Below are 2751 nucleotides of genomic sequence, written 5' to 3' on the forward strand. Positions count from 1 at the left end.
GATCGCCGAGGCGGCCGTGGTGGCGCGCAGCGCGGAGGACGGATCGACCTCGCTGCACGCCTATGTGGTGGCGCGCGGCGAACTGCCGCCGGACCTGCGCCAGTTCCTGGCGGTGCGCATGGTACAGGCGGCGCTGCCGCACAGCATCGCCGGACTGGACGCGTTGCCGATGACCTCCAGCGGCAAGGTCGATCGCAAGGCGCTGGGCGCCCGCAAGGATGTGGATGCGCCGTCGGCGACCGCCTATGCGGCGCCGGCGACGGCGACCCAGGAAACGCTGGCCAAGCTGTACGGCGAGGTGCTGGGCCGGGAGCGGGTCGGCATCCACGACGACTTCTTCGCGCTGGGCGGCCATTCGCTGCGCGCGCTGATGGTGCTGGCGCGCATCCGCAAGACCTTCAACGTGGAGCTGGTGTTGCGCATGCTGTTCGAGACACCGACGGTGGCCGGCCTGGCCGCGCAGATCGACATCATCCTGGCTACCCAGGGTGATGAAGGTCAGCTCGACCTGGACGATTTGCTGGCGGGTGCATTGGATGAACTGGCTGATATTACAAAGACTGAAGGGTAAGAATGAACAAGAATATCTCGATCGACGCTATTAACAAGCTGCCTTTGGCGCAGCGCGAGAAACTCAAGACGCTGCTGCAAAACAAGGGGATCGATTTTCTGACCTTACCTGTCTTTAAGAGACCGCCGGATCTGACCCACATTCCCCACTCGTACGCGCAAGAGCGTCTGTGGGTGCATGACCAGTTCGAGCCCGGTCGGTCGTTCTACAATATCGCCTCGGCGGTGCGCCTGTCCGGCCAGATCAACCACGCCGCCTTGCGCGGCGCCTTGAACGAGATGGTGCGCCGCCACGAATCGCTGCGCACCACTTTCGCCACCACCGACGGCAAGCCTGGCCAGGTGGTCGCGCCGGTGCTGCGGATTGAATTGCCGGTCACCGATCTGGGAGGCCTGCCTGCCGGCGAGCGCGAGGCGCGCGCGCAGTGGCTGATACAGGACGAGGGCAACACGCCGTTCGACCTGACCTGCGGTCCTTTGCTGCGTGCCGTGTTGCTGCGGATGGACGACAGCCATCATATCTTGCTGCTGACACTGCACCACATCGTCTCCGACGCCTGGTCGATGGGTGTGATTGTGGAAGAGATGGCGGCGTTGTACGGGGCCGAGGTGCACGGCCAGCCGTCGCCGTTGCCGGAGCTGGCTATCCAGTATCCGGATTACTCCCACTGGCAAAGGGAATGGCTGCGCGGCCCGACGCTGGACGCCCAGCTCGGATATTGGAAAAAACAACTGGACGGCGCTCCGGTGCTGCTGGCGCTGCCCACCGACCGTCCGCGTCCGCCGCGCCAGTCCTATCGCGGCACCCGCGCCCGTTTCACCGTGCCGGCGGCGGTCTGCGCCGGCCTGCACCAGATCGGCAAGCAGTTCCAGGTGACGCTGTTCATGACGCTGGCCGCCGCCTTCAATGTGCTGCTGTCGCGCTATTCCGGCCAGTCCGACCTGTGCATCGGCACCACCGTGGCCGGCCGTGGTCGGATCGAGACCGAGCCGATGATCGGATTTTTCGCCAACACGCTGGTGTTGCGTAACCAGGTCGACGCCGCTGCGTCCTTCGATACGCTGCTGCGCCAGGTGCGCGGCACCGCGCTGGACGCCCACGCCAACCAGGACCTGGCGTTCCAACAACTGGTCGACTGCCTGAAGCCCGAGCGTAACCTGAGCCACACGCCGATTTTCCAGGTGATGTTGGTCTTGCTGAACACGCCGATGGGCGACCTGGAACTGTCGGGATTGACGCTGCAGCCGATGGTGGCCGACCTGGCCAGTTCGAAGTTCGACCTGACGCTGTACTTCTCGGAAGAGGGCGACGAGTTGTCGGCCGGTTTCGAGTATCGCACCGACCTGTTTGATGCATCCACCATCGAACGGATGACGAATCATTTCAGCCGTTTACTGGCCGCGATCGCGGCCAATCCGTCTGCCCGCATCGCCGATCTGGACATGCTGGACCGGGCCGAACGGCAGCAACTGCTGCTCGACTGGAACACCAACACCGCTGCCGATGCGGTCGCGCCGGCAGCGGAGCGTTGCGTGCATCAGCTGTTCGAGGAGCAGGCCGCGCGCGCTCCGTCGGCGGTGGCGCTGGTCCATGAGGACCGCGTTGTAAGCTACGGCGAGTTGAACGCGCAAGCCAACCGGCTGGCGCACCACCTGCGCGGCCTGGGCGTCGGCCCGGACACACGGGTAGCGATCTGCGTCGAGCGTGGCGTCGGGATGATGGTGGCGGTGCTGGCCACGCTCAAGGCCGGCGGCGGCTACGTGCCGCTCGATCCGGCCTATCCGCAGGACCGCCTGGCCTATATGCTGGCCGACAGCGCGCCGCTGGCGGTGCTGGTCGACGGCGCCGGGCGGGCGGCGCTGGCCGATGTGGCGGATGCGGTCGGCGATGCGCCGCGCATCGACCTGGAGCAGGGCGCGGCGTGGCAGGACAAATCCGACGCCAATCCGCAGGTGGCGGGGCTGACCCCGGCGCACCTGGCCTACATCATCTATACGTCCGGCTCGACCGGCGCGCCGAAGGGCGTGATGATCGAACACGCCAACGTGGTGCGCCTGTTCAGCGCCACGGACGCCTGGTTCTCGTTCGGCGCGGACGATGTGTGGACGCTGTTCCACTCGTTCGCCTTCGACTTCTCGGTGTGGGAAATGTGGGGCGCGCTGGCGCACGGCGGCCAGCTG

Annotated in this window: 2 protein-coding genes; both read left to right on the plus strand. The window is 66.0% G+C overall.

Annotated elements, in window-relative coordinates; all coding sequences use genetic code 11:
* The coding region (locus RUGAMON1_RS32480; protein WP_445234394.1) for a phosphopantetheine-binding protein at window positions 1-571 on the plus strand (571 nt) is incomplete at its 5' end.
* A 2-nt stretch (window positions 572-573) separates the two neighbouring features.
* Window positions 574-2751 (plus strand): non-ribosomal peptide synthetase (locus tag RUGAMON1_RS32485; RefSeq protein ID WP_445234395.1); only part of this gene is annotated, 2178 nt, incomplete at its 3' end.

The organism is Duganella rhizosphaerae (assembly GCF_040364205.1).
In the GTDB taxonomy this organism is placed as follows: Bacteria; Pseudomonadota; Gammaproteobacteria; order Burkholderiales; family Burkholderiaceae_D; genus Rugamonas; species Rugamonas rhizosphaerae.